Below are 23,414 nucleotides of genomic sequence, written 5' to 3'. Positions count from 1 at the left end.
AGGCTGCTTCCCGATAGATGGGTGGGTGGTGCACTCCGAGTGTATTTTTAGCATTTATCCCATATCAACGGGGCCAAATCGCGGTTGCTTCAATGTACCAGCACATTGTTAATCTGGACCACGTCGGCAATGCTCAGGGCGGCTGTGTCGCCCTTGAGTTGCATCAGCGCGACAATGGCGTCATAACGAGCCGCCAGCAAATCGCGTTGCGAAGAATAGAGCGAGTCGATCGCTCTGAGCACGTCGCTGGCGGTCCGGCTGCCCACCCGAAAACCAACTCGACTTGCCGCCAACACCTCTTGCGAAGACGCCACCAGATGGGCAAGCAAGTCGATTCGCGTGCGCCCGTACTGATAGCGGCTGTAATCATCGCGGGCGGCGGCTTCGGCGTCTCGCGCCGCGCCTGTGAAGCCCTCTTGTGCCTTGTCTTCCAGAGCCGATGACGCCTTTACCTTTGCCTGTGTCTCACCCCCGGAAAAAATCGGTATCGAGACGGCCAGCATGCCCGTTGTCGTAGTGGTGGGTCGCGCGTAACCGGAGGCCGCGCCAGCCGGCGTATAGCTTCCGGTGAGGTACACCGAGGGCAAGTGCTCCGACTGCGCCTTGCTCACTTCAGTCCGGGCGATCTCCCAGTCCAGTTGTTTCAGTTGAACGTTGAAGGCGTGATCCTTTGCCTGCGCGGCCCACGCTTCGATATCCTCCGGTTGCAGACGCGGCATGGGCAAGGACTCAGGCAATCGCGCGAGCGTCTCGAACGGCACGCCGGTGGCTTGCTCGAACGCGCGGCGCTTCGCAAGCAACGTGTTTTCAGCGTCCATCCGCTCGATCGCGACCTTCTCGCGCGCGGTCTGGGCGTCGCGCAAATCGATCAGCGTTGCTTCACCCGCCGCTTTGCCTCGATTGATCAACTGCAGGTGCTGATCGACCGCGGCCGCGTATTCGCTGACGCGTCTCAACTCATCTTCGGCGACAAGCGCTTCGAAATAGACACGCACGGCCCGCAGAATTGCCGCCTGTTGCGCAGCATTCAGTTCGACAGCGCCACGCGCTTCGACAAAATCCGCCTGCTTGTAGTTGCTCCATTTCGTCCAGTCGAACAATGGCTGCGCGATATTGACGGTCCAGCCCGACTGCCAGTAGGTCGTGGTCGGGAAACCATCCGTCGCGAGCCGATTGTAGGTGCGCCCCCAGCCTGCGGAAATCTGCGGCAGTAAGCCTGCCCGCGCCTGCGGAACGGCCTGCTGCGCGGCCGCGTAGCCAGCACGCGCCTGCGCGAGACCGGTGTCGCGGCCGAGGGTCTGCTGCGTGACGGTGACAAGGTCGGCCGCAAATGCGGGACTCGCCATGGCGCAAAACAGGTGCACCGCCACGCGCGCGACACGGAACTTAAACATGGGCTGGCTCCGGCAGAGGATGTAAGTGCTCGGGCACCAGTGCGCCGTCTATCAGGCGATACCGAACGTCGAATGCGGCTGCCAGGGACCGGTCGTGGGTGATCACAACGACCGTGCACTTCAGCCGGCGCAGCAAGCCGGCCACGTGTTGCACCGAAGCCGGATCCAGATTGGACGTCGGCTCGTCGAGCAGCAGCAGACTTCGGCCCTGATAGAGCGCACGCGCCAGCAGCAGGCGTTGCCGCTGGCCAGCGGAGATGTTCGCAATGGTGTCGCTAATCACGGTTCGGGTGCGCATCGGCAGACGCATGACGTCCTGCATCAATCCCACGTCTTCGAGCAGCGCATGGACGCGCTCTTCGTCGACACTGGCTGCAAATAACGTGATGTTTTCGGCAATCGAGCCATGCAGAATCAGGTCACCCTGCCGCATATGGGCGGCATGCCGGCGGATTTCGTCGATAGACAGATTGGGCCATGCGATGCCGTTGAGCATGATCTGGCCTTCCTGAAGCGGCTCGGCAGCCGACAGCAGTTTGAATAACGTCGATTTCCCCGCACCAGACGGCCCCGTAATGGCAATCTTGTCGCCATTACGGATATCGATGCTCACGTCTCGCAGAACCGGCTGGTCGGACACGCCGTAGCGAAACGTGAGGTTGCGCACCTCGATACGTTCGAACATGCGTATCTCCGTTACACGGTTGCGTTCGGCAAGCGGCGTATACCGCTCTTCCTCGCACTCGACGATGTCCGCCACGCGCGCGGTCGGCACGCTCAGCATGAAATACGCGAACGCGCCATTGACGGCATGGGCAAAGCGTTCAGACATCAACGACTTGTAGATCAGAAACGAATAGAACACGCCCACGGAAACGCTGCCGGCCAGCATCAGCCGCGCGGCGAACCAGGTGATCGCAATCGTGTCCGCGTACTGAACCAGTTTGAGGATCGCGTCGCGCGCGCTGTTCAACCGGTTACTCGCCAGCAGCGCGCCCACATATTCCTTGTACTTGATCATGTAGAGCGCCGTGCGGCGCGTCTCGCCCTGAGCGAGCTTGATCAGGCCCGCAGCCCGGATCGTTTCGATCAACGCGTCGTCGCAGCGCGCCGACGTTTCCAGCACGAGTGCATGGTTGTCCCGCATGCGCGCGAACATGCCGAGCGCGACGGCAAGATAGAGGACGAACATGGCCGCGGCGACCGCCGTCAGCATGCGGCTCTGCACCAGCATGAGACCGAGCGCCAGCGACCCCACCGCAATGTCGATGCACATCGACGTCACGGTTCGGGTCGCATAAACGCTGATCTCGTCCTGCGCCTTGACGCGCGCAAAAACGTCGCCGACGTGACGCTTTTCGAACCACGACATCGGGTTGCGCAGGAGATGGCCGAGCAATCCCTCGGTCATGTTGATCTGCGTAAGCTGATGCAGCAATTCGACAAGGCGCGACTCCACATACTGGCTCAGTGCCCCGACCGCGAAAATGCCGGCAAATGTCAGCACCAACACGCTCAGCAAATTCAGGTTGTCCGCGGAGACCACGTAGTCGAGCACGAGGTTGCCGAGATACGGCATGGCGAGAATCGCGAACTGGCTTCCCAGCGCGACGAACATGACTTTCGCCAGTTGTCTGCGCAGTACGGGATTCAGTGCTCGCACGCGTGCAAGCGCGCCGGGCACCGGCGATTTCGCGCGAACGCGCGGCATGGAAGGCGTTGCCGAACATTCCAGCAGATAACCGGACACGCTCGCCATAAACGTATCCATCGAGACCCGCCGCCGCCCGCTGGCCGGATCGACAACCTGAACGTAGCCATGCCCGCACTTCTCGAACACCACGAAATGCGCGCCGCCGAAGTGAAGAATCGAGCCGCGCTTGACCGAATGAAGATCCGCCATGTCGAACCGGTAGGCCTGTACGGCCAGGCCGAAGTCGGTCGCCATGTCGTAGAGATCCATCAACGTCAGACCGTTTGCCGATATTGGCCTGAACGCGGACAATTCGCGCACTTCGGTCGCGCGGCCGAGATATGAAAGCACCATTGCGAGGCAGGCATAGCCGCATTCCGCGACTTCGTTCTGATAGATCGTTCGCACTGGGCCTCCTGTCAGCCTCTGATCATGCGGAAAAGCGGCGCCAGCACCCATTCGGCGATCGTCCTGCGCTCGACGACGATGCTCGCCGTTGCCCGCATCCCCGGCAAGATGTCGAAATGTTGCCTGCCGTAGTCGAACGTCTTGCCTCGCAGCGTCGCCCACGCCAGATAGTCGCCGTCGCCACCGCCTTGAGCGGCCAGCGACGCCGGAACGCCTGGTGGCACCGCGGACGCCTGCATGGTCGTGTCGGAAATAGCGTCGATGCGGGCTTCGTAGCTGCCGAATTTCGCGTACGGAAACGCATCGAATTTAAGCCGCACCGTTTGACCTTTTTCGACGAACCCACGACGCCGCGACGGAATACGTAAGGCCGCCCGCAACGCGCCCTTCTCGTCGGTCGCTATGACAAGCGCGACGTCGGAAGCCTCCAGCGTGTGGCCCGGCACGAGTTTAGAAAACATGACGACGCCCGCCCGCGGTGCCGAGATGGTTGCGTCGAGGCGCGACTGCTCGAAGCGCATCTGGATTTCCTGAATGCTTTGCTCGTGCCTGGCGTCGTTCTCTTTCAGTTGCGCGTCGAGGTCGATCAGCGTGCCGCTTAACGTGGATATCTCGCCGCGCAACTGTTCGCGGCGCGCCCTGCCCTGAGCAATGGAGACCTTGACCTGATGCTCGTCGGCGCTGGCCTGCTCGATACGATCGGCTGTCACGTAGTCCGACACCGACTTGAGGCGCACGAGCTTCTGCTGCGATTCGTCCGCAAGCTCGCGGTTCTGGGCAATCTGTTCATCCAGCGCGCTGAGTTCCGCTCTCCGGCTCGCGCCGGTCAGCGACGAAGCATCCCGCTGCGCAATGAGTTGCGCCTTGCGTTGCGTGTACTGCTCGTCAGCGACGCGAATCTGCTCGTCGCGCATTTGCGAGTCGAACACAGTACGCTGGCGGCCGTCGCTGGACAGCGATAGATCGCGCTGCAGTGCGAACAAGGGCGCACCCGACGCCACACGTTCCGACGGGTGCACATACACCGACGTCACGAGTCCGCTCAAACCCCGTATCTTCACTTCGGACGGCGACACGATTTCGCACTGCACATCCTGCTTGAGTTCGACTTCATGCAGGAAGCCGAAGCCGATTGCGAGCATCACGATTGCGGACGCGACATAGGCGATCCATCGCCACGAGATGTCCTTGAACTGCGGAATACTGGTTGGTTCCATTACTGTCCTGCCGCCTCTCTTCTGGAGCCGAGATGTATCTGTTCAACACCGGTTGCGCGGGCTATCTGGCGGGCGCGAACGCGTACATTGAAGGATGTCCGGCGGCCAGCGAGCGCGCATAGTTGTCTCTCAGCGCCTTCTCGATACAGTCGGCAAGACGTTGAGGCGCGTCCCTTTGCGCGAGCTCGATCGGCTCCAGCACGACGGCCCGGAAACGTCCGCGCTCGAAACGCAGATAGAACGGCAGCAACAGCGCGTCGAGCGGCGCGCCCATGCGGAATACGCCGTTATGAATACGCGCCGAACGGCCAAAAATGGACACGCCGACCGTCTCCATGGGATAGCCGCTCAACGTGAAGGGCGGTGCGTCGGAAAACAGCACGACAACACCGTTGCGTCTAAGCGAGCGCGCCGCGCGCAAACCCAATCCGCCGCGATTCGTTTCGCTATAGGTGTGAAGGATCTCGATGTGCGGAATCATCGCCTCATCGCTTCCGTAGATATCTTGCGGCACGCCGGATACGACACCGATGGATGCGAGACCGAGTTGTTGGCGCAATTCGTCGATCAGATAAATGTTTGCGTATTGCGAAAGGTAGTGAAACGGCGAAACGATGATCGCCCGCTCCGGCGTCGCTGTTTTCACGTTCCTGATGATCTGCGCGAGAACGCCAGCCGCGCGTTGCAGATCCGGCCAGTTTTCGGCGCGGTTGCGCTGGCGGCCAAAATGAAGCCGTTGATCGATCAATTTCTCGAGCACCCTGCCCGACAGCACGCGATGATCGTCTACACGTTCGAGCTTCAACACGTCGCGCCCGACATCCCGCCGCTCAATACCGCTCCAGCGGAGCCGAGCGTTGAAACGACTCCCCACATACCATGCGGAAATGGCAAGCGGCTCGATCGCACGGAGAGGAATACGCGCGAGACAGGCGCCTTGCGCCCAGGCGCGGCTTCGCCTCGCGCCGCGCCTGAAGGCAACGGGCAGCGCGCGAAACGCCTTCAACCACTCCATGCTGGCTCCTTCGTCACGGTGACATAGCCATCCCGCAGGAACGCCATCATTCGTCATCTGAACGCGAAACCCGGTCATGAACGACGGGTTTCGCGAGAAGACGGGCCGACAATCAGCCCGCCTTTGCACCCTTACTGCACGCTGCTTAGACGCGCGACTGGGTCTTTGCTACCGGTGCCGGAGCAGCCTTCGGCGCCGGAGCACACTTCGGTGCGCAGGATGACTTGCAGCAGCCACCAGCGATTTTCGATTGAGCCAGCGCGTTACGATCGATTTTTTGCATTTTCTTGCCTTTAGTGAAATAAAGTTAGTACAGCTATAACTACAGACTGCGAACTGCAAAACATGGCTTTGCTTCTATTGAAGCTCGGCCAATTCTTTAATCTTTAGCTACCCGGGCCACGCGGTCTTACTGACAGCCGGAGTCAGGACATCGCGCGAGCGTCCCAAGCCCTATCAGTGATGCCCGTTCGCGCGCTCGACGTCCGACCACAAAACAACCGAATTACGTGCATACACCTTCATCGGCACGGCGTTCATGAACAGCATCAGACGCTCGGCGCCTTCCGTCTGGTCCGCAGTGGCGACATTCCCAGCGACGTTGTCGCCAGCCGGCTCCTGCCTGGTGACCCACGCGTCCCATCGCGACGCGGTCTTCCGGCTCGTCGGCTCGGTGCCACCCGTGACCAGATCGCGGTGGACGCCGATGTCGATCGGATCCGCACCGCCCGGCTCCAGATGCGGCACCGGCACATAACCGGGACTGCTCGCGTTCGGGTCAACAGAGTCCGACGCGCCGACATTCAAGCCTTTCTTCAGCAGCCCAATGTCCGCTGCCATTTCAGGTCGATTGCCCAGCGCAATGCCGCCGCGATGAACAAACACCGAGCCCCGCATATTCGCCGACGCCTGCGAGTAGCCAGAACCGCCGCTCGCACTCCCGCCGACAGTCGCGTAAGCACTCTGGTACTGCGCATTGCCGCCACCTGTAGTCGAGCGTTCCGAGTGCGTTCCGTATATGCCGTAGCGCAGTTCATCCGCGGTGCCGGCGGATCCCGCGAGCATGGCCTGTTCGGACCAGCCAGCGCGACTGTCATGCATCAGGCCCGCTGACAGCGACGAAGCGCGCTCCGTCTTGCCGAGCGGCAGCGAGACACTTGCGAATACCTGGTTGCTCATTGGCCCTGCCAACCCGTTGCGCTGACGGGAGACCGATACCGTGTAATTCAGATTCGTTTCGACCACCCGTAACGCGCCGGTGTAGCCGATCTGAAACTGCGTATCGGAGCCCGAATGGTTCCAATAATTCGCTGTCGAGCCGGCTACATAAAGCGAACCGTCACCGGCGCCGACGCGTTGGTTCAGGGTGATCTGCAACTGGTTGCGCCGGCGTCCGTTGCTGTCTGCGCCGGAACCCGCCTGCACGGCGTCGCGCTGCAGCATTGCGTCGCGCAGCGTGAGGAAGCCACCGGACGAGTAGCCGTACGCTGCGACGGACACGTTCGTATCCGTCTGCTCGATAAACTTGCTGTAGCCGATACGCAAACTTGTGCCGCGCGACCTTCGTGCCTGCGATAGATCGGCCTGAGCCTCCGAAACATCGGCCGACAGCGCACCGATCGGCGTACGGAGCGCCGCGCCAATCAGGCCGGACAGATAGCCGTCCGCGACGATCGCCCCGCCATACCCCGTTATCACGCCGTTGATACCGCGTTGCACCGCACCTTGCAGCAAAGCGCTCTGATGCCTGACCTGCGTGTCACGCGTCACGCCACCGACGATGCTGAAGCGCGTCGAGGCCGGACGCACGAGCGGTACGACAGATGCATAGGGCACAGTGAAACTGTGCCGACTGCCGTCAGCCTCCGTTACGGTAACGTTCAGGTTGCCGCCGTACCCGGTTGGTACAACGTCATCAATCTCAAACGGCCCTGGCGCAACTGTCGCTTCGTATAAACGGTTGCCGTTCTGCGTAACCGTGACCAGCGCATTCGACATCGCCACACCGCGCACCACAGGTGCGTAACCGGGCAGTGACTCAGACGCCGCGCTATCGATACTCTCCATCTTTACGCCACGCACGCCGATGCTGTCGAACACCGCGCCGTCCGTGAACTGGTCCCCGAGCGCGATCTGGCTCTTCAACGAGGGGATGTCATGTTGCAGGTAAGCCGCGACATTCTCGTATGACGTGCCCCGGCCCGTATCGGACTGCAACACACCCTGTTCGCGCACTCGCCAATTGCCAATATCGACGCCCGCAGTGAAGCCAAGATAACTCTGTGTATCTGCTACTCCCTGACCGGACGTATGAAACGTATTGAACGCGTAGCCAAGCGCTGCCGACGGGCTGTCCGCGTACGGATTCACGACAGGTTCGCTCGTCGGCGCCGGCACGTCGGGCACGATTGCCGAAGCATCGACGCCATCGCTAGTGCGCTGGCCGCTGAACACGCTGCTCGCACCGTCGAGCGCCTGTGCGTGCCCGGACGCCGACACGCAAGCGCCGAGCGCGCCGAACATTAGCGCATGGGTATGCCTGAATGCATGCTTATTCAGTCCCCGCGCGAGTTCGGACTGTGTTTTCCCCGCCATTTCAACCGTCAGTGTTCGTTATGCGTCTAGCGGTGCGCACGTGGCTCTGTGTGACCGCGTTTCGAAGGAAAGTATCGGCGCTGGCGCTCGCGCCCGCTAGACGATTTCACTGAGAGAAGACGGGAACTTTCCCAAAAGGGCCACGGGTTTTACGTGCGGTATAAGCATTGGGCGGCGTTGATGCATCGCCGGGTGCAGACGGGCATTTGCGAATGCGGGAAAGGAGCGTAGCCGTAAGCGCGGCAGCCCCGACAGATGGGTCGCGGCCTGAAGCTTGTCCAGGCCGGGATATCGATGTGAGATAGAGCGGAAAAGCGCGGCGCGGCCCCTACAGCGCAAGCACCGTCACCCCCACTTCCACGCGATGCGCACCGCCGCCGAGAATCATCCCGCGCAGCAATGACACGTCACTGTAATCGCGGCCGATGGCAAGCGTCACGTGATCCATATCGGCGAGCACGTCGTTGGTCGGATCGAGATCGATCCAGCCGCTGCCGGGGCAATACACCGACACCCACGCGTGCGACGCATCCGCCCCGATCAACCGCGGCTGTCCCGGCGGCGGATCGTTGCGCAGATAGCCGCTCACGTAGCGCGCCGGCAAACCCAGCGAGCGCAAGCAGCCGATCATCACCTGTGCGAAGTCCTGGCACACGCCGCTCTTCAGTTCGAAGGCGCGTTCGGCGGGCGTATCGAACATCGTCGCGGAAGGCTTGTAGGCGAAGTCTTCGTGAATGCGGTGCATCAGATCGATCGCGCCCGCGGCGATGGGCATGCCGGCTGGAAAACTCGGCAATGCATAGTCGCGCAGCGACGGCCGCGGCACGATATTCGGCGACGCGAAACAGAATTCCGCTTCGGGCCGGAACTGGCCGCCGACGCGAAAGCGCAGCGCATCGGCCACGTCGTCCCATTCGGGCGTCGCCTCGGGATCGAGATCGGTCCAGCGCGGCATGAGCGCCACCGTGGTTTCGCTGACGAGTTGCAAGCGCTCATGCGGCGCATCCAGCGCGAAATACAGCACGTCGTTGCCGAATGCGTCGATCCGGCTATTCAGATACGACGGTTCGGGTTCGATCTTTTCGCTGTGCGAGACCACACGTTGCCACGAACAGGCAATCGGCCGGATCGTCGCGAGATGCTGCGCGGTCTCCACATACGTGGAATAGCGATAAGTGGTGCGATGCGAGACGGACAGCACGGTCGGCGTGTGCTTCATGACCACACCTGCGAGGCGACCGTGCTGGCGTGACTGAAATAGCGCGCGCTGATCTCATGGCCGGCCGCGCCGACGAATCCGGCGATCTGATCGCATACCGCAATCAGATTGACGTACGCGCCGTGTTCGTCCACCTCGCACAGCGATTCCAGCGTCGGCAACACATCGGTGGGCGCCATCAATTTGGCGAACGGACGATGCCGCGTGCTGCCCGCCGCCACGGCGATCTCGTCGAGCTTTTTACGCAGCCGCTCATAGACGCCGTAGATGCCGCGCGGATTGGTCGGCTCGATGACGAGCAGGTCAAGCAGGGCCGGCACTTCGAAGCGGCCGGGATAGAGCGAGCGGTACGTCAACGTGCTGTCGAACAACTGCAGCAGCAGATCGAAACCGGCTGGCGTAGAGAGCTGGCCTTTGTCGGCGACCACGCGCAGGAACGCGGTCATCGCCGACACGCGTTCAATATGGCGGCCCACGAACAGCAAACGCCACGCTTCGTCGCGCGTCATGCGGTCGCCTTGTGCACCGCTGATTGCCGACAACTGCACCGACAGGTGTTCGAGCGCGTTCATCAGCGTGACGCGGTCGTAACGCTCGTAGCGTTCGCCGCGGCCGTTACCGTTAGCTTGTGAGGAAGCTGAACCACCACCATTGCCCGGCGCCGGCATCAACATCTGCAGCGCGTCGCGGAAGTCGTTGCGCGCCGCGAGAATCGTGCGCCAGTGATCGTTCGACAGACGCCCGCGCACTTCGCCATTGGATCGCGCCTGCGAAGTCAGGTTCTGGCCGATGCTCGCGGCGCCGGTGCTCTCGATCAGGTTAGCGACCAGCGCGCGCTCGAAAGCTTGTGGCGAATGCGGCGCGAACATGTCGCCGGATTGCACGAGCCCGCAATGCAAGGCGAGTTCGACCAGAGTCGGAAACATCGCGTCGGCGTCGTTGCCTTCCAGCGAACCGAGGATCAGGCGCAACAGCCGCACGTTGTTCTCGGCGCGCTCGCCGTAACGTCCGGCCCAGAACAGGTTTTCCGCCGCGCGGCTCGACACGGTGCGATGCTTGCGCGCGAGGTCGGCGGGCTGCATCGGTGAAGGCAGCAACGTGAACGTCGAAGTCGGCTGACTCGACAGCACCCAGGTATCGACGCTGCTGCCGCCGTACTGCATAGACACCGTGGTCTGGCGTTCGGCCGCCATGCGGGTAAAGCCGCCCGGCATCACATGCCAGCCGCCGTTGACGTCCGCAATCGCATAGACGCGCAGCACCGACGGACGGCGACCCACGGTGCCATCCTCATAACGCGGCGTGCAGGAAAAGCGCTGCGCCTGCTGGATCGTGTACGTGTCGGGCATGGCTTCGATGCGTTCGCGCCACGTCGACAAGCGCTGGCGTCCCTGCTCCACACCAGGCGGCGCATCGCGGCCGGTAACGGGCCAGGTCGGCACGATGAACGCCTCGTCGAGCCGCCGGAATGCGTGCTCGCGCGCTGCCTCCTCGCCGCACCACCACGTCGCCACGCTCGGCAACATGAGGTCTTCGTCGAGCAGCACTTCGGCGATGCCGGGCAGAAAACCGTGCAACGCCGGCGATTCGACAAAGCCCGAACCCGGCACGTTCGAGACGATCACGTTGCCCGCGCGCATGACCTGCAACAAGCCGGGCACGCCGATGCTCGAATCGGCGCGCAGCTCGACCGGATCGCAGAACGCGTCGTCCAGACGCCGCAGCACCACGTGCACGCGTTCGAGACCGGCGAGCGTCTTCAGATAAAGCTTGTCGTCGCGCACGGTCAGATCTTTGCCTTCGACCAGCGTCACGCCGAGGTAGCGCGCCAGAAACACATGCTCGAAATAGGTTTCGCTGAACGGCCCCGGCGTGAGCAGCGCAATATGCGGCGAGTGGTCGGCGCTGTCGCTCTCGTGACGCATCGTGGCCTGCGCCGCCTGCACGAGTGTCGCGATCAACTGCGAATAGGTCGGCGCGAGCCGGCTCACGCGCAGGGCGCGGAACGGATCGGCGAACAGCGTCGACACGATCAGGCGGTTTTCCAGCGCGTAGCCGAGACCCGACGGCGCCTCGGTGCGATGCGCCATCACGGTCCAGTCGCCGTTGGGCGTGCGCGCCAGGTCGACCGCGACCACTTGCAGATACTGGCCGCCCGGCGGCGCGTAGCCCTTCACCGAGCGCAGATAGCCGGGGTGGCCGAAAACCAGAGCGGGCGGCAATTGCCCGCGCTCCAGCAAGGTTTGCGGCCCATAAATATCGGCGACGATGGCGTTGAGCAGATGCGCGCGCTGCGTCACGCCGCGCTCGATATGCGCCCACTCGTCCTCGCTGATCAGGAACGGCAGCAGGTCGAGCGCCCACGGCCGCGGCTCGCCGTTGTCCGCGTAGACGTTGTAGCTGATGTCGTTGTCGCGGATCTGCTGCGCGACCGAGGCGAGATGATCGTCGAGCCGCGCGATGCCGTCTTCGCCGAGCCGCTGGAAGAATTGCCGCCACGGTTCGCGCAGCGCGCCCGAGGCGTCGCGTAACTCGTCCCAATGTCCCTCGTAGGCCGGCAGCAGGCGCAACAGGGACGAAGCGTCCGCGCGCGCCGCGGACGTCTCGAAGGGAAAAGTCGATTGAAAGGCCAAGGTCGTGTCGTTTTAAGAGTGTGCTGGTTTCACCAGTAGCGCAGATCCAGTGTGAACGGAAACTCCAGACTGCGGTGCGGCGCATCGACCGTGAGCGGCCCCGGCGTATGACCCGACGCGAAGAAGCGCGCGCGCCGCCGGCTTTCCGCCTCATAGGCGTTCACCGGGAAGGTCTGGTAATTGCGCCCGCCCGGATGAGCGACATGATACTGGCATCCGCCCACCGAGCGGCCGGCCCATGTGTCGACCAGATCGAAAGTGAGCGGCGCGTCCACGCCGATGGTCGGATGCAGCGCCGACGGCTGCGACCACGCGCGAAAGCGCACGCCGGCCACATATTCGCTGACGCGGCCGGTCGGCTGCAAGGGCACCGGCACGCCGTTGACGGTCAGCACGTGGCGATTGTCGTTCAACCCGAGCGCACGCACTTCGAGCCGCTCCACCGACGAATCCACGTAGCGCACCGTGCCGCCCGGCGAGCCTTCTTCGCCCATCACGTGCCACGGTTCGAGCGCGTTGCGGATGGTCAGCGAGACGCCGTTCACCGTGGTCTCGCCGACCAGCGGGAAGCGGAATTCGAAGTGCGGCGCGAACCAGCTGCTGTCGAACGCGTAGCCCGCGCGGTTCAGTTCGCCGAGCACGTCGTCGAAATCCATCTTCACGAAGGTGCCGAGCAGGAAGCGGTCGTGCAGCTCCGTGCCCCAGCGCGTGAGCCGCTGCGTGTACGGCGTGTGCCAGAAACGCGCCACCAGCGCGCGCAGCAGCAGTTGCTGCACCAGACTCATGCGCGCGTGCGGCGGCATTTCGAAGCCGCGCAATTCGAGCAGGCCGAGCCGGCCGGTCGGGCCATCGGGCGAATAGAGTTTGTCGATGCAGAACTCGGCGCGGTGCGTGTTGCCCGTCACGTCGATCAGGATGTTGCGCAGCGACCGGTCGATCATCCACGCCGGCAGGTTCGCGCTATCGCGGCCGCCGAGCATGTCGATCTGCCGCTGCAACTCGCGGAACGCCACTTCGAGCTCGTAGACCTGATCGTTGCGCGCTTCGTCGATACGCGGCGCCTGGCTGGTCGGTCCGATGAACAGTCCGGAAAACAGATACGACAGCGACGGATGGTTATGCCAGTACGCGATCAGGCTCGCCAGCAGATCGGGCCGGCGCAGGAACGGACTGTCGGCGGGCGTCGCGCCGCCGAGCACGAAGTGATTGCCGCCGCCGGTGCCGGTGTGCCGGCCGTCGGTCATGAACTTCTCGCTGCTCAGATAGCTTTCAGCCGCCGACTGATACAGATACTCCGTGTGATCGACCAGTTGGTCCCAGTTCGCCGCGGGATGAATGTTGACCTCGATCACGCCGGGATCCGGCGTGACCTGCAGTATTTTCAGGCGCGCGTCGCGCGGCGGCGGATAGCCCTCGAGCACCACCTGCATGCGCAACTCGGCTGCGGTCGCCTCGACGGCGGCCAGCAGATCGAGATAGTCGTCGAGTTCGGTGAGCGGCGGCATGAACACATGCAGCAGTGTGCGGCCGCTGCCGAACGCTTCGGTTTCGGCCTTCGGACCGGCCGCGCGTTTCGGGTCGCGCGCTTCGACGCAAATCGCCGTGCGGATCGTTTCCTTCGACGACTGCCCGCGTCTGGGCGGCGCTTCGTCACCAGGCTGGCGCGCGTAGGCCAGCACGCCACCACCCGGCATGCCGCTCAACAACTCTGCCGCCGAGGACGACAACGCGGCCGCGCGCCGCGCGTCGGCGGGGCTCATGCTGCGCTGCTCGCCGTCGTATTGCATGCGCAACTGCGCGGCCAACCTCAACGGCACGGGTGGCGCGAATGGGTCGTGCGCGTGCTGGTACGGATAGTCGGTCTTCGAGACCCATGGCAGCGAATCGAGCGGCAGGCGGTAACCCATCGGCGAATCGCCGGGAATCAGGAACATGCGCTCGTCGCGGAAAAACCAGCGGCCGCTGACCCATTGCGGCGGCTCGCCGGGGACATCGCGTTCACGCGCGAGCGGCAGCACGAAACCGGTCGCGCCGCCCAGGCCCGCGTCGAATACGCGGCGCAGGCGCACGCGCTCCAGTTCGTCGTCCAGCCGCGCGTCGAGTGGATCGACGTTGACCGGCAGACGGCGCTCGCGCCACAGGTAGTACCAGACGTCCTCGAAACCGGGCTGGATGCAGTCGGTGTCGAGCGAGAGCTTGGTCGCGAGATGCGCGAGGAAGCGTTGCGCGTCGGCCGCCGTGTAGGTGCCGGGCTCGCGTTCGTCCGCGAACAGCGACGGATCGTGCCAGCAGGGCTCGCCGTCGGCGCGCCAGTACAGCGACATCGCCCAGCGCGGCAATTGCTCGCCCGGATACCACTTGCCCTGGCCGATATGCAGGAAGCCGTTCGCGCCGTAGCGCGAGCGCAGCTTGTCCATCAACGCAACCGCGTAGCCGCGTTTGGTCGGGCCGAGCGCGTCGGTGTTCCATTCCGCGGCGTCGCGGTCGCGCACCGAGACGAAAGTCGGCTCGCCGCCCATCGTCAGGCGCACGTCCATGTCTCGCAATTGCTGGTCGACCTGCGCGCCCATGTTCAGCACGTCGGCCCAGACCGCTTCGCTGAACGGCTTGGTGACGCGCGGCGTCTCCAGAACACGCTCGATCGACATCGTGTGTTCGAACTCGACCTCGGATTCGTCGACGGCGCCGGAGATCGGCGCCGCGCTGCCCGGCTCGGGCGTGCAGGCGACGGGGATATGCCCTTCGCCCGCCAGCAGCCCTGAGGTCGGATCGAGACCGATCCAGCCTGCACCCGGCAGGTAGACCTCGCACCACGCGTGCAGGTCGGTGAAGTCGACTTCGGTACCGCTGGGGCCATCGATCGATTTCACGTCAGGCGCCAGTTGCAGCAGATAGCCGGACACGAAGCGCGCCGCCAGCCCTAACTGCCGCAAGGTCTCGACCAGCAGCCAGCCGGAGTCGCGGCACGAACCCGCCGCGCTGACGAGCGTTTCCTCGGGCGTCTGCACGCCCGGCTCCATCCGGATGAGGTAGCGGATCTCGCGCTGCAGCCGCTGATTCAGGGCGACGAGAAAATCGGCGGTGGCGGCCGGCGTGCGGTCGATACTCGCGACGAACTCGGCGAAGCGCGGCGTCATGGGCCGCTTGACGCGGTAGGGCGCGAGTTCCAGCGCGAGACCGGGCGAATACTCGAAGGGAAACTGCTCGGCCGAGGGTTCGAGGAAAAAGTCGAACGGGTTGTAGACGGCCATTTCGGCGACCAGATCGACGGTCACCTTGAATTCGCGCGTCTTCTCGGGGAACACGAGCCGGGCCTGGTAGTTGGCGAAGGCGTCCTGCTGCCAGTTGATGAAGTGTTCGGCCGGCTCGACCCGCATCGAATACGACAGGATCGGGGTCCGGCAATGCGGCGCAGGCCTGAGACGCACGACCTGGGGCGACAGTGAAACCAGCCTGTCGTAACGGTAATGTGTGACATGATGCAACGCGACGCGTATGGACACACCGGACTCCTGGACGAAGGATGGCAGCCCGCCAAAAAGCAAGCTTCATGCCGTTTATGGAACGCCTGTCAAACAAGTGCGAAAAACCGCTTGAACTACGTGGACTCCCCGGATCATCGCCTGCTGTGAAGTTTGCCGCGCATCGCCGGCCGTCCGGTCGATCGGATCAGGCGCCGTTCCACTGCCGTTTTGAGGGCTACGCACCAAAGCGGCGCAGCGCCGATGCACGATCATGCACGTAATGTGCGTTAAACCAGTGACGTCTGGCAAATGCGGCATGAAGATTGCGAAGTGGCTTCTTCTACGACTGCCCTCCCACTCCAGGCCCCACCGATGAAAACCTTCCACTGCAACCATTGCTCGCACCTCGTCTTCTATGAAAACGTTCGCTGCGAACGTTGCGAGTCGTTGCTTGGCTATGTACCCGAAGTGGCGGAAATCAGCGCGTTCGAAGATGCCGGCGAAGGCCGCTTCCGCAGCCTGCATCCGGACGCCCAAGGCGCGCTGTTCCGCCAGTGCCACAATTACGCCGTCGAAAACGTCTGCAACTGGATGATCCCCGCCGACTCGCCGGACCTGCTATGCCGCGCCTGCCAGTTGACGCTCACTATCCCGAATCTGAGCGCGCCCGACAACCGGCTCTACTGGTATCGGCTGGAAATGGCCAAGCGCCGTCTGCTCTACACGCTGGCCGAACTCGGCCTCGACGTGAAGTCGCGCCAGGCCGATCCGGAGCACGGCCTCGCGTTCGAATTCCTCGAGGACGGCGGCGACGGTTCGCGCGTCATGACCGGCCATGATAACGGCCTCATCACGCTGAATATCGCCGAAGCCGACGACGCCTATCGCGAGAAAGTCCGCACCGCGATGGGCGAGCCCTATCGCACCCTGCTCGGCCACTTCCGGCACGAGACCGGGCACTACTACTTTAGCCAACTGGTGGAGAACAACCCGCGCTGGCTCGAACCGTTCCGCAAACTGTTCGGCGACGAAAGCGTCGACTACGGCGAGGCGCTGAACGCCTACTATCGCGACGGCGCCCCGGCCGAGTGGCAGGCGTCGTTTATCAGCGCGTATGCCACGATGCATCCCTGGGAAGATTGGGCCGAGACGTGGGCGCATTACATGCTGATCGTCGACGTGCTGGATACGTCGACGTCTTACGGCGTGGCGCTCTTGCCCGACGACCCGAGCGAACCGACTCTGACCGATCGCACGCCGGTGGAAGACGCGAGCTTCGAGAATCTGATGAAGCGCTGGTTTCCGCTCACTTATGCGCTGAACAGCCTGAATCGCAGCCTCGGCATGCCGGACGGGTATCCGTTCACGCTGGCCGCGCCGGTGGTGGAGAAGCTGCGCTTCGTGCATCGGGTGATTGAAGCGGCCGGCGATAAATCGCAGCCGCGGGAAGCGGCGACGCCGCCGGGTCAGGCGGCGGTGGTGGCTGTGCAGGAGCCGGAGGCGCAAGCTGGGGTGGCGCGTGCAGTGAAGGCGGCGGCGGGCGCGGCGCCGGGCGATGCGATTGACGCCTCCGCCGCGCAGGCAGAGCCGCCGTCGCAGCCCGCGCCTGTCGCCGCTCGGGCAGCCCCGGCCAAACGGGCTACGAGACGACGGTAACCCGTATTTCGGAAGCAAACCGCTCTGGTTGGGGATCGGCTCTAAAAGCCGCATCCCTGACACGTTCAGCGCGCGCAAGCACCGGTCTTCGCACGATCCCCCTCAAAAACCCTCTCTCAAAATAAGACTCTTCCTACATGCAGCCCGGTCGAATTCTTTGACAATCAGGCTCAGTTGGCGACACACGCAATAAACGCAGATCGCCTCAGTCGGCGCGCCGTGCTTCGAATCACGCGTCGCAACCCGCCTTCGGTTGCAAACGCCCTGCCGCCCGCCTCCCTGTCATTGAACATAACGCGCATGCGGAACGCCGCAAGCCGTTCACCATCGACCCAAGCCATGAGCACCGAATTTTCCCTCGAACGTTTCGAATCCCAGATCCAGTCCCGTGACTACGACGCCGCGCACGAGGAATTCTGCACGCTACTCAAGACGCTGTCCGGCAAGCGCGGCAGACTCGGCGCCGAACCCTTCGCCCGCACCACGCCGAACTCACCTGATGACGAAAAATCGCTGGATACCTTGCAGCGCATCGCCGACGGTTTCACAACGCTGTTTTCCGCCCCCGAGTATCCGCTCGAGGCGGAGAAGATAAACGTCATGTTCTGGGGCCGGCCGTGGATCAACATGATCTTCGCCGTGTCATCGTATGGATCGACGGATCACATCGTGCGCAAGCTCCTCGAAACCGCCCAGAACGACGATGAAGCGCGCGCCACATTGACCCGCAAGCAACTCGTGCTCTATACCTCGGGCTCGCAATACGATATCGATTTTGCCGACCTCCACCAGCGCGACCCCGTGCTCGCGACGAGCCTTGGCGTTTCGATGGTCGCCGGGGCGGTACACATCTCCCCCGCCGCGCACGAAAAGCGCGAACGTCTGCTCGAATGGTTGCCCGGCGCGCTCGACACGATCGAAGACCTCGACGACTTGCCGACCGGCGCCGTCTGCGGCGCCTACATGCACTGCAGTTATTCGACTTCGCCTGAGCGGCATGAGATCAAACGCAGCATCAACAGGCTGGTGCGCAAGAAGCTGGACACGCTCGGTCTGCTCGGCCACGAGGCCAGCGTCTCCCGCACCAGACTCAAAGGCCGCAAGCCGGTAATGCTCGTCGTGCTCGAATGGTTCTCGGGCGGTCACTCGATCTATCGAACCCATTCGCGCACCATGCTCGCCGCGCGCCAGCATTTCGAAGTCGTCGCGTTCGGCGAGGCGCAGCACGTAGATGAAGCGGGACGCGCGATTTTCGACCGCTTCGTCGAATTCGAGCATCCGGAATATATCGGCGACTGCATCCGTCAGATCCAGGAATTCGCCGCGCGCGAGAAGCCGGACGCGCTCTATATGCCGAGCGTCGGCATGTTCTCGCACACGATCTTTCTGTCGAACCTGCGCGTCGCGCCGCTGCAGATCGCGGGGCTCGGCCATCCCGTGACGATGCACGCGGCGCATATGGACTACGTGAGCGTCGAGGACGATTTCGTCGGCGACCCGGCCTGCTTCAGCGAAAAAATGCTGCGTTTGCCGAAGGACGGCCAACCGTACGTGCCGTCGAAGCTGCTCACCAACGTCGTGCCGTCCGTACCGGAGCGCGGCGAAGTGGTCAACATCGGCGTGACGGCCAGCGCGATGAAAATCAATCCGCACTTTCTCGAAACATGCAAGGCGATCGTTCACACCGCGCGCGTGCCGGTCAAATTCCATTTCATGACATGCTGGAGCGAAAGCATCGATCTCGCGTATGTCAGAAAATCGATCTACGCGACGCTGCCGGAATCGAGCGTGGATGTCTACGGTTCGCTCAGCTACCCCGAGTATCTGAAGATCCTCAATACGATGGACATGTTCGTGAGCCCGTTCCCGTTCGGCAATACCAACGGCATTGTCGATTCGTTCACGATGGGCCTGCCCGGCGTCAACCTGTGCGGGCGTGAAGTGTTCGAGCACATCGACAGCGGCCTCTTCGAGCGCGCTGGTCTGCCGTCGTGGCTCACGACTCACTCGACCGGCGAATACGTGCGCGCCGCCGCCCGGCTTGCCGAACAGCACGACGAGCGCGAAGCGCTGCGCCAACGCCTGATCGACGGAAATGCGGTCGAGCGGATCTTCGAGGGACGCCCCGAGGCGTTCGGTGAAGGCGTGTTGAAGTTGCTGGACGGTCTCGGCAAACGGTAAGTCATTCGACCGCGTCAGACGCACGGGCCGCGACGGAATATCTCCGTCGCGGCCCGTTTTCACATCCGTCGTCTGTCGCCTTCTCAATACGCGACGTAAGGGCCCATGCCGCCGGGAGTCGGCTGCTGCTCGATGGCGGCGTACACATTGCGGCCGTAAAAGAACGGCAAGCCCCAGTCGAAGATCGAAGACGTGACGAACGCCGGTCCCGCCAGAAGCGGCAGCGCCGAATCGCCGCTATACGTCTGAGCGATCGTGGTGGCATTGCCGACGCTGAAATTCACCGCGCTCGTGGTGCCGTTCACGCCCTGGATCATCGCGCTCAATTGCTCGGTCGACACCGGGCAGTAGTACGAATTGTTCGGGCTCGCGCAGACCGGCAACGCACTGGTCTGAAAGAACAGGCCAGTCGAGCCGCTGTCCAGAATACTGCGCGAATACGTGATGCCGTTCTGCACGGTCGTGAAGGTACCATTCGACGGACTCACGCCGATTACCTGCGCGCCGCCCAGCGTATTGTTGGTCTGCGTGCCGATACCGAATATCAGTTGCCCGCTGACCGACTGCGCGCCGCCCGATACCGCCGGCAGGCTCAGCAGCGAACCGTTGTTGTCGGTGGCGAAGTACGGAACCGGATTGGCCACTTGCAACCCTTCGGCGAGCGGAATCGACGTGCATGTCGCGCCGTTGCATCCGTAGTACGTGCCGGCCAGCGCCTGCTGGACGCAGTTCGCGCCGCAATCGTGCTTGAACACGCCAATGCCGAGGATGCCGTTGGCCTGCAACGCGGCCGGCGTGTTGCGCGCCGCGCCGAAGTTCGCGCAAGCGGCGGGCAGCGTTGCGTAGTTCGGGTCGATCATCTGGATCGGCAGCGACGCGGCTTTTTCGCCGGCAATCTGCAAGTCGGCGAGTTTGACCGGGCCCCACGTGTAGCCGTCGAAAAACTGCATGCATTCGGCGACCAGATGGCCCGACGCGTCTGTCTGTTGCGGCAGTGTCATCGAAGCAGGCAACTGGGACGCGAACAGGCGCACGCCCCACGAGCCGGTATCGACCAGCACGTGATCGATGGTTTGACATTGCGTCGTGCCCGGCGCGCAGATGGTGAGGCTCACGAACGGCATGTTCGGCACATCGCTCACGCCGGAATCGACCGTCACGCGCACTGCGTTTGCAGCCAGCGTTTGCGACAGCGGCGAGGTGTTGGCCACTGACGGACCGGACGAGGTGCTGGTCGAACCGTTGGTGCCGGCCGCGCTGCCTGAACCGCTGGAGCCGCCGCCCCCGCCGCCGCAAGCACTGACGAGAAACGCGAGCAATGCCGCGCACAGCAAAGTTTTGAACGAAGACGTAAGGCGCATGGTCCGCTCCGTTATTGAATGACGCCGACATCGACGCCCGCCGGCACCGCTTGCGGCAGGTATGCATGGCCGGAGAACGCGCGCAGATGCCCACCGGAGTACACGACCAGGTCGCTGCTGGAAACCGCGAGCGGCGCGCCGTGGCGCGTCGTGGCGGCGACGACGTACGCGTCGAAGAAAGTCCCGAGCATGGATTTCAGATCCGGCAGCGTCGGCCCTTCCCACGCGACGCCGAACACGATGCCGTTGCGCGCGACGTACTCGCGCACCAGCGTGCCGGACGGCAGCGTCATCAGGTGTACCGAGTACGCGCTTTGCGTAGTGGCCGTGCGGGCCACCGCGCGCAAGCGGGATTGATCGCCGTCGACGGTGCTGACGTTCTGGCCCAGCGTCGCATGCGCGCCAAACGACAGCACACAGCCTGCCCCGAGCATTGCGCGAGCAATGCGGGAATAGAGCATCGGTTTCAAGTGAGTTCCTTCGAGGTGAAACGCTCGTGACTTGCTATCGAGCCGATCACGAGCGGGAAACTAGGGGCGCACGCTTCGCCGGTGGTGCCGTGCTGCATTCACACTGGTTGGGCTGCGTGAATGCGTCTACGGAGTGGCGGCGCGAAACTTTAGGCGTGGCAGCGACGCGCGCCAATCGTTTGCGAAGAGATTTAAACCTTTGCTCGGCGCGGCGTCGTTTCGGCCGGTTTGATATTTCAGGACCAGATCACGAAGGGGCGGCGCTTGAGCGCGCATTTTCGCGTCGCGGCTCGTTTAAAGCGAACAATGAAACGCGCGGCCGAAGGTCGACGCAGAAAAAAATTGATGCGCGCAGCGTTGCGCAGCAAATGTAAGCAGGCACTGAAAAGATCGAACAAAATGTCGGTTTTTGTCCGACAATACAAGGCCTTAAAAGGGTTTTTGTATGACCAGATAATCGATGCGTTGCCCGTGATTTCCAGAACAAAAAAATGCCGCGGATAACTTGAAGGTCATCTGCGGCATCGGTGATTCGAACGTGACGCGTCAGCGTTCAACGCATCAGCGATCGTTACTTTTTCTGCTGCTGCAAAAGCGATTTAAGCTCCTGCACGTTTTCTTCAACGCGTTTTGCGATCACCGCGTACGACTCGGCTTGTGTCTGATACGCGGCTTGCGCCAGTTGCTGCATATCGGCAAGCGACTTGTGCAGACTTTGCTGGATCAACTCGGCAGCTTTGCCCGAAGGCGCGGCGCCGCCGGCTGACAACTGCCCCGTCAGCGACTGCAATTCGCCCAAGGTCGAGCGCAACATGTCGGCCTGTTTCTGCGCAAGCGACTGCATCCCCTGGAAAGCAGTCTGATTCGCCTGAACCAGTGCTTCCACGTCCTTGCGTCGCGCTTCCATGATGGCGGGTACGTCAAAGCCGGGGAGCTTGAACTGCTCCAGCATTTTGGTGAAATCGCCAAACGGATTGGCGGCGTCAGGTCGGTCCATGCGAAATCCTCCTTAACGGTTGAATACTCGCCGGCGGTGCATCGCCGCGTTATGTCTGCGTGACGCATGCACTGGCGGCATGGCGTGTGCCGTGCGCCCGTGGGAACGGGCGGGTTCTGGGGTCGGACGGCACATCGTTCAATCATGCGCCATCCGGAAACAATGCGCCAGCGGGCACACCCTGGCTCACGCGGCGCCGTCGACGGACCTGCCCGGCCACCGTCCGCGCAACATGGAAGGCGCGGTAAGTTACGCGGCGGCTTCAGTAACCCTACGAATTGGCATGTCGATTATCGTTGCTCATGTGCCGGCGCACCGTAGCGCCGGCCTTGTCTCGATGGGAGCGAGTTCATGAAAAAATCAATCTTGAGCGCGGCGCTGAGCGCCGTTCTGACTCTGGCCGCGACGGCTGCGTTTGCCCAGGAAGCGCCACCGCCCGCGGCCCCTCGGTCGCACGGCGAGCCGCAGCACGGCGACGGGCCGCCGCCGCTTGGCCGGATGGGTCCGATGGGCCCCGGCTTCGCCGTGATCAACGATCTGGAACAGTTGCGCCGCCTTTACGCCATGAGCGGACATGAAGGTGAAATCATCGCCGTGTATCACGACGTGTTGAACAAAACGCAAGATCCGATGCTGCGTCATTACGTGTACGACTCGCTGGCTCGCGAGCAGTTGAAGCCCGCTAATCCGGACCAGGCGATCGCGACGCTGCGCACCAGTCTGTCGGAGGACCTCGCCGCTGCGAACAAGGCGGCGCGCGGCGCGCCAGGCGGGATGCCGCCGCCGGCTCAGGCGCAGTAATTCGCGCGACGGCGTCGTGGTGCAAGTCTCACTGTGACGCCGCGCATGAACGATGTGATCGGTTTAAGGCGCGCTTCGCCGCTGCGTCTGTCCCTGGCTGAGTGATCGCTCGACAGGCAAGCCAGTGCGTGTCAGGCGCGGCCGTTTTTTCACCAGACGATTGGAAGCGCTCCCGCCTGGACCTGGTCTAACCATTCAGCATCCTGCGTTAGCTTTCCCACATTGCCGCTTCACTGACCACTTCTCATCGTCCGTCAGGTGATTAGGATATGAGCACCGCAACACTCGTGCTCTGGTGAAGAATGCGCTA

Annotated in this window: 15 protein-coding genes; 4 read left to right on the top strand and 11 right to left on the bottom strand. The window is 63.0% G+C overall.

All coding sequences use genetic code 11. The features are described from left to right. Positions 1–89: 89 nt before the first annotated feature. From B0G80_RS41190 to B0G80_RS41155, 8 genes are all read right to left on the bottom strand, one after another. On the bottom strand, positions 90–1,394 hold the full coding sequence (locus B0G80_RS41190; RefSeq protein ID WP_116123266.1) for a TolC family outer membrane protein: 1,305 nt from the start codon (positions 1,392–1,394) through the stop codon (positions 90–92). Then, a complete protein-coding gene (locus B0G80_RS41185) occupies positions 1,387–3,495 on the bottom strand; it encodes a peptidase domain-containing ABC transporter (RefSeq protein WP_116123265.1) in 2,109 nt (702 codons plus the stop codon). Before B0G80_RS41185 ends, B0G80_RS41190 begins: the two co-directional genes overlap by 8 nt. An 11-nt stretch (positions 3,496–3,506) precedes the next feature. Next, positions 3,507–4,712 carry an HlyD family secretion protein gene (locus B0G80_RS41180; RefSeq protein WP_116123264.1) on the bottom strand — a complete coding sequence of 402 codons (1,206 nt, stop codon included), beginning with the start codon at positions 4,710–4,712 and terminating at the stop codon, positions 3,507–3,509. A gap of 61 nt (positions 4,713–4,773) precedes the next feature. Then, entirely contained in the window at positions 4,774–5,727 is a 954-nt protein-coding gene (locus tag B0G80_RS41175) for a hypothetical protein (RefSeq protein WP_116123263.1), read from the bottom strand. A gap of 456 nt (positions 5,728–6,183) precedes the next feature. After that, positions 6,184–8,322, bottom strand: coding sequence for a fimbria/pilus outer membrane usher protein (locus tag B0G80_RS41170; protein ID WP_116123262.1), 2,139 nt, complete (start codon positions 8,320–8,322; stop codon positions 6,184–6,186). A gap of 328 nt (positions 8,323–8,650) precedes the next feature. After that, a complete protein-coding gene (locus tag B0G80_RS41165) occupies positions 8,651–9,541 on the bottom strand; it encodes a transglutaminase family protein (RefSeq protein WP_106277035.1) in 891 nt (296 codons plus the stop codon). Then, positions 9,538–12,174, bottom strand: coding sequence for a circularly permuted type 2 ATP-grasp protein (locus B0G80_RS41160; protein ID WP_116123261.1), 2,637 nt, complete (start codon positions 12,172–12,174; stop codon positions 9,538–9,540). Before B0G80_RS41160 ends, B0G80_RS41165 begins: the two co-directional genes overlap by 4 nt. A 29-nt stretch (positions 12,175–12,203) precedes the next feature. Beyond that, positions 12,204–15,677, bottom strand: coding sequence for a DUF2126 domain-containing protein (locus tag B0G80_RS41155; protein ID WP_116123260.1), 3,474 nt, complete (start codon positions 15,675–15,677; stop codon positions 12,204–12,206). A 333-nt stretch (positions 15,678–16,010) separates the two neighbouring features. Between B0G80_RS41155 and B0G80_RS41150 the strand changes: the two genes are divergently transcribed. After that, positions 16,011–17,294, top strand: a complete 1,284-nt coding sequence (locus B0G80_RS41150; protein WP_116123259.1) for a putative zinc-binding metallopeptidase — start codon at positions 16,011–16,013, stop codon at positions 17,292–17,294. Positions 17,295–17,633: 339 nt separating this feature from the next. Continuing rightward, positions 17,634–19,475 carry an adhesin gene (locus B0G80_RS41145; RefSeq protein WP_116123258.1) on the top strand — a complete coding sequence of 614 codons (1,842 nt, stop codon included), beginning with the start codon at positions 17,634–17,636 and terminating at the stop codon, positions 19,473–19,475. Between the two features lie 83 nt (positions 19,476–19,558). Here B0G80_RS41145 and B0G80_RS41140 read toward each other — a convergent pair whose 3' ends face one another. Further along, the gene (locus B0G80_RS41140; RefSeq protein ID WP_116123257.1) at positions 19,559–20,836 is read right to left on the bottom strand and encodes a DUF3443 domain-containing protein; all 1,278 of its coding nucleotides are present in this window, start codon (positions 20,834–20,836) and stop codon (positions 19,559–19,561) included. Between the two features lie 11 nt (positions 20,837–20,847). Continuing rightward, the gene (locus B0G80_RS41135; protein ID WP_116123256.1) at positions 20,848–21,297 is read right to left on the bottom strand and encodes a DUF2844 domain-containing protein; all 450 of its coding nucleotides are present in this window, start codon (positions 21,295–21,297) and stop codon (positions 20,848–20,850) included. Between the two features lie 98 nt (positions 21,298–21,395). Between B0G80_RS41135 and B0G80_RS45550 the strand changes: the two genes are divergently transcribed. After that, positions 21,396–21,680, top strand: coding sequence for a hypothetical protein (locus tag B0G80_RS45550; protein WP_147309982.1), 285 nt, complete (start codon positions 21,396–21,398; stop codon positions 21,678–21,680). A 197-nt stretch (positions 21,681–21,877) separates the two neighbouring features. On the opposite strand, the gene B0G80_RS41130 is transcribed toward B0G80_RS45550, so the two are convergent. After that, complete coding sequence (locus B0G80_RS41130) at positions 21,878–22,303, bottom strand: phasin family protein (protein WP_106277025.1); 426 nt, start codon at positions 22,301–22,303, stop codon at positions 21,878–21,880. Positions 22,304–22,654: 351 nt separating this feature from the next. Between B0G80_RS41130 and B0G80_RS41125 the strand changes: the two genes are divergently transcribed. Then, positions 22,655–23,104 (top strand): hypothetical protein, encoded by a 450-nt coding sequence (locus B0G80_RS41125; RefSeq protein ID WP_116123255.1) that lies wholly within the window; start codon positions 22,655–22,657, stop codon positions 23,102–23,104. Positions 23,105–23,414: the final 310 nt, after the last annotated feature.

It is taken from the genome of Paraburkholderia sp. BL6669N2, assembly GCF_003387275.1.
GTDB lineage: Bacteria > Pseudomonadota > Gammaproteobacteria > Burkholderiales > Burkholderiaceae > Paraburkholderia.
This window is presented reverse-complemented; position numbering and strand designations above follow the sequence as displayed.